Genomic DNA, 4,130 nt, shown 5'->3' on the forward strand with positions numbered 1-4,130 from the left:
GTGTGGCGTGGCGGCGTGGCCGCCTTTTCCGGTGACATAGACATAGGCGGTATCGACAGATGCCATCAACGGCCCCGGCGTGGTCTGAAAATTCCCGAAAGGTACGTTCGGCGCGTTGTGGATGCCATAGACTTGCGCGATTTCGAACCGGTCCATGATGCCTTCCTGCACCATGACTTCTCCGCCGCCGCCATCTTCTTCGGCAGGCTGAAAGATCAACGCCACCCGCCCGACAAAGCGCCGCGTCTCGGCCAGATACTTCGCGGCCCCCAGCAACATCGTCACATGCCCGTCATGGCCGCAGGCATGCATCTTGCCGGTGATGTTCGAGGCATGCACCGCACCGGTGACTTCCTCAATCGGCAGCGCGTCCATATCGGCACGCAGGCCGATGGTCGGGCCAACGCCGGTGCCATTGATGATCGCCACGATCCCGGTCTTGGCGATGCCGGGATGAATCTCGTCCACGCCAAACTCCCGCAGCCGCGCCTCGATAAAGGCAGCGGTCTGATGGCACTCGAAAGCAAGTTCCGGGTTCTGGTGCAGATGCCGCCGCCAGCCCTTCATTTCCTCGCCAAAAGCCGCGATACGGTTCAGCACAGGCATGGCAGTCTCCTCCTTGTCATAGCCCTCACCAAACCTGAATTCCGGGATGCCCGCAATGCCAGACGCCCACCTTGACCCCAATTCGAACGCGCTGTTGGATAACGCCGATGGCGGCCTGCCGCGCCTTCTGGCCATCATGGCTTGGCTGCGCGACCCCGTCACCGGCTGCCCCTGGGACATCGCACAAACCTTTGCCAGCATCGCGCCCTACACGGTGGAAGAGGCCCATGAGGTGGCCGATGCCATCGAACGCAAGGCTTGGGCAGACCTGCGCAGCGAACTTGGCGATCTGCTCTTGCAGGTGGTCTACCATGCACAGATGGCAAATGAGGCCGGGCTGTTCAGCTTCGCCGATGTTACCGCCGCAATCAGCGACAAGATGATCGCCCGCCATCCGCATGTCTTTGGAACCGCTTCACGAGACAAGACCGCAGCCCAGCAAACCGCCGACCAGCAAACCGCAGACTGGGAGGCGCTGAAAGCCGCCGAACGCGGCACCGCGCGCACCCTCGACGGCATCGCCCTGTCGCTTCCCGCCCTGAGCCGCGCATTGAAACTGCAATCGCGCGCCGCCCGTGTCGGGTTTGACTGGCCCTCCACCACGGACGTCCTCGCCAAACTGACCGAAGAGGCCGCCGAACTGGCGGAGGCCCGCAACACCCTGACCCAGGCCGAAGTTGCCGAAGAGATGGGCGACCTCTTGTTCGTGATGGCCAATCTCGCCCGTCACCTCGGCGTCGATCCCGAAGCCGCCCTGCGCAGCACCAACGCCAAATTCACCCGCCGTTTCGCGCGAATCGAAGATTGGCTGGCTGAAGACAGCCGCACCCCCGCAGCGTCAGACCTGGCCGAGATGGACGCCCTGTGGAACCGCGCCAAGGCCGAGGAAAAGGCAGCTGGCAGGAAAATACCTGATTAATTTACTCAGGCTATTGACGCCCTTACGAAAGCTGCGATTATCCCGGCGATAAACCTGACTAAAGGACTCAACCATGTTCCGTCTCACCGCCCTCGCCCTTCTCGCCTGCGCCACCCCCCTCGTCGCGCAAGAGGTCAACGTCTATTCCCACCGCCAGCCTGAACTGATCCAACCCTTGATCGACGCCTTCACCGCCGAGACCGGCATTGCAGTGAACATTGCCTTTGTCGACAAGGGCATGGCCGAACGTCTGGTGGCCGAAGGCGACCGCTCGCCCGCCGATCTGGTGCTTACCGTCGACATCTCGCGCCTCCTCCAGATCGTCGATGCCGGCGTCACCCAGCCGGTTCAATCCGAAGTGCTCGAAGCCAACATCCCCGCCGCCTTCCGCGATGACGCCGACCAGTGGTTCGGCCTGACCACCCGCGCCCGCATCGTCTATGCCAGCGTCGACCGCGTGAAGGACGGAGAAGTCACCACCTACGAAGACCTCGCCGATCCCAAATGGCAGGGCCGCATCTGCACCCGCTCGGGCACCAATGACTACAACGTCGCCCTCACCGCCGCCGTGATCGCCCACCACGGCGAAGCTGGTGCCAAGGCCTGGCTTGAGGGGCTGAAGGCAAACCTCGCCCGCAAACCCGACGGCGGCGACCGCGATCAGGTCAAGGCCATCGCCGCCGGTGAATGCGACATCGCCATCGGCAACACCTATTACATCGGCCAGATGCTGAACGATCCCGAACAAAAACCTGCCGCCGAATCCGTGCGCATCGTGTTCCCCACTTTCGAAGGCGACGGCACGCATCTCAACATCTCGGGCGTCGCGATGACCAAAGCCGCCCCGAACCGCGACAATGCGCTGAAGTTCATGGAATGGCTCTCGGGTGATACGGCCCAGAAGATCTACGCCGAAACCAACTACGAATACCCGGTGAAACCCGGCGTTGCGCGCTCGGCTCTGGTCGCATCCTGGGGTGAGTTCACGCCAGACAGCAAGTCACTCTCCGAATTGGCCGGCCTGCGTGGCGCCGCCCTGAAGCTCATCGAAGAAGTTGACTTCGACGGCTAATCCATTGAAAAACCAAGAGGGAGGCCGAAAGCCTCCCTTTCACATCACCTCCACGCTCAGCACCGTTGGCAGATGCCGCGCCACTTCCTGCCAGCTCTCGCCCTCATCCCGGCTGGCAAAGACCGAGCCTGAGTTGGTGCCGAAATACACCCCGACCCGGTCTTCGCTGTCCACTGCCATCGCTTGTCGCAGCACGGTGAAAAAGCAATCCCGCTCCGGCAACCCTTTGCCATGGCCCTGCCAGCTTTCCCCGCCATCGACCGATTTCCACACCAGCGCCCGCGCGCCCACCGGAAACCGGCCCTGACTGTCGCCGTTCAAAGGAAACACCCACAGCGTGCCGGGATCGCGCGGGTGCGCCGCCACCGGAAATCCAAAGGTCGAGGGCAGACCTTCGGTGATCTCTTCCCAGATCGCACCGCCGTCACGGCTGCGATAAACGCCCTGATGGTTCTGCATGTAGATCAACCCGTCGGCCGCACCGAAGGCCATGTTGTGAACGCAGGAAAAAATTTCGTCCTCCGCCCTGATCTCCTCGTCGCCCCAGAACCGGTCCAACGCGCCCGCTGGCCCCGGTCGGTTCGACCGCCGCCCCTGCCGCTCCCAACTCGCCCCGCCGTCCGCGCTCGCAAAAGCCCCGGCCGAAGAGATGCCCACCCAAAGCCGCCCCTGCCCGCCACACAAGATCGAATGCAACACCAACCCCGCCGCCCCCGGAGCCCACGCTTCAGCGCCCTCCTGGTCGGTCAACCCGCTCATCTTCGACCAGACGATCCCACCATCCCGGCTCTCCCACAACGCCGCAGGCTTGGTCCCGGCCAGCAACCTGTCGCCGTCATGCCCCAGCGACCAGACCTGCTCGGTGCCGTCAAACGGCCCCTTGGACAAGGCCCATTCCCCGCCGGTCCGTCGCCACACCCCCGGTCCGTGCCAGCCGCTGCCGCCACCAGCCCAGATCGCCCCGCTCGCAAGGTCGCCCACCGCATGATTGATCGGCCATCCGTCACAGAACGGCCCGCTCACCCGCCAACCGCTGCGATCCCCCTGATCTGCAAGGATGAACAGGCCTTTGGTCGTTCCCACCAGAAGATCGGTTGCCATGGCTTTCCTCCCAATCGCACGATCCAGCAGTCCTTCCAAGTTACGCCCGATCGCACCAATTTGTCTAAAATTTCAGCTTCCTCTTCGCCAAATATCCCACGGGGAACGCGAGGGGTGTGAAACCCCTCGCTTTTGGCGGCGGAGCGAAAAAAGGCAAAAATCCCGGATTCGACATGAAGTGCGCCGAGTGATCCAAAGGGGCCGATCTCGGCAATTTTTGTGCCCAGAACGCCAGCCAACACAACCAGCCCGCCGTAAATAAGAGCGTATACGAATAGCGAGCGCGGAATTAGAGTTCCGTCGGTTTGGTTGTCGGTCATGCTTTGCTCCCCTGTTTTTGTGCAAGCTTATGCGTAGCGGCTATTTTCATTGGCGCAAGATGGAAGGCGCGCTACTAACCCAATGAAATTCGGGGAGAGTGAAGCATGCAAA

General features: G+C 62.4%; 5 protein-coding genes. 2 read left to right on the top strand and 3 right to left on the bottom strand.

Going from position 1 to position 4,130, the window contains the following annotated elements:
- Positions 1-606: amidohydrolase (locus RMO18_RS18595; protein ID WP_309667949.1), on the bottom strand; the 606-nt coding region annotated here is incomplete at its 3' end.
- 55 nt (positions 607-661) lie between these two features.
- Between RMO18_RS18595 and mazG the strand changes: the two genes are divergently transcribed.
- On the top strand, positions 662-1,525 hold the full coding sequence (mazG, locus tag RMO18_RS18600; protein WP_309667950.1) for a nucleoside triphosphate pyrophosphohydrolase: 864 nt from the start codon (positions 662-664) through the stop codon (positions 1,523-1,525).
- Between the two features lie 73 nt (positions 1,526-1,598).
- Positions 1,599-2,597, top strand: a complete 999-nt coding sequence (locus tag RMO18_RS18605) for a Fe(3+) ABC transporter substrate-binding protein (protein ID WP_309667951.1) — start codon at positions 1,599-1,601, stop codon at positions 2,595-2,597.
- A 39-nt stretch (positions 2,598-2,636) separates the two neighbouring features.
- Here RMO18_RS18605 and RMO18_RS18610 read toward each other — a convergent pair whose 3' ends face one another.
- Positions 2,637-3,698: an exo-alpha-sialidase gene (locus RMO18_RS18610; protein WP_309667953.1), complete on the bottom strand. Its 1,062-nt coding sequence runs from the start codon at positions 3,696-3,698 to the stop codon at positions 2,637-2,639.
- The gene (locus RMO18_RS18615; protein ID WP_309667955.1) at positions 3,617-4,018 is read right to left on the bottom strand and encodes a hypothetical protein; all 402 of its coding nucleotides are present in this window, start codon (positions 4,016-4,018) and stop codon (positions 3,617-3,619) included. Before RMO18_RS18615 ends, RMO18_RS18610 begins: the two co-directional genes overlap by 82 nt.
- Between the last annotated feature and the right edge of the window lie 112 nt (positions 4,019-4,130).

This window comes from Tabrizicola sp., from assembly GCF_031377265.1.
Taxonomy (GTDB): Bacteria; Pseudomonadota; Alphaproteobacteria; order Rhodobacterales; family Rhodobacteraceae; genus JAUYQR01.

Bases quoted from the DNA above. Each gene is read 5' to 3' on its own strand.
- RMO18_RS18610 (WP_309667953.1), bottom strand. From the start codon at position 3,698: ATGGCAACCGATCTTCTGGTGGGAACGACCAAAGGCCTGTTCATCCTT.
- RMO18_RS18615 (WP_309667955.1), bottom strand. From the start codon at position 4,018: ATGACCGACAACCAAACCGACGGAACTCTAATTCCGCGCTCGCTATTC.
- mazG (WP_309667950.1), top strand. From the start codon at position 662: ATGCCAGACGCCCACCTTGACCCCAATTCGAACGCGCTGTTGGATAAC.
- RMO18_RS18605 (WP_309667951.1), top strand. From the start codon at position 1,599: ATGTTCCGTCTCACCGCCCTCGCCCTTCTCGCCTGCGCCACCCCCCTC.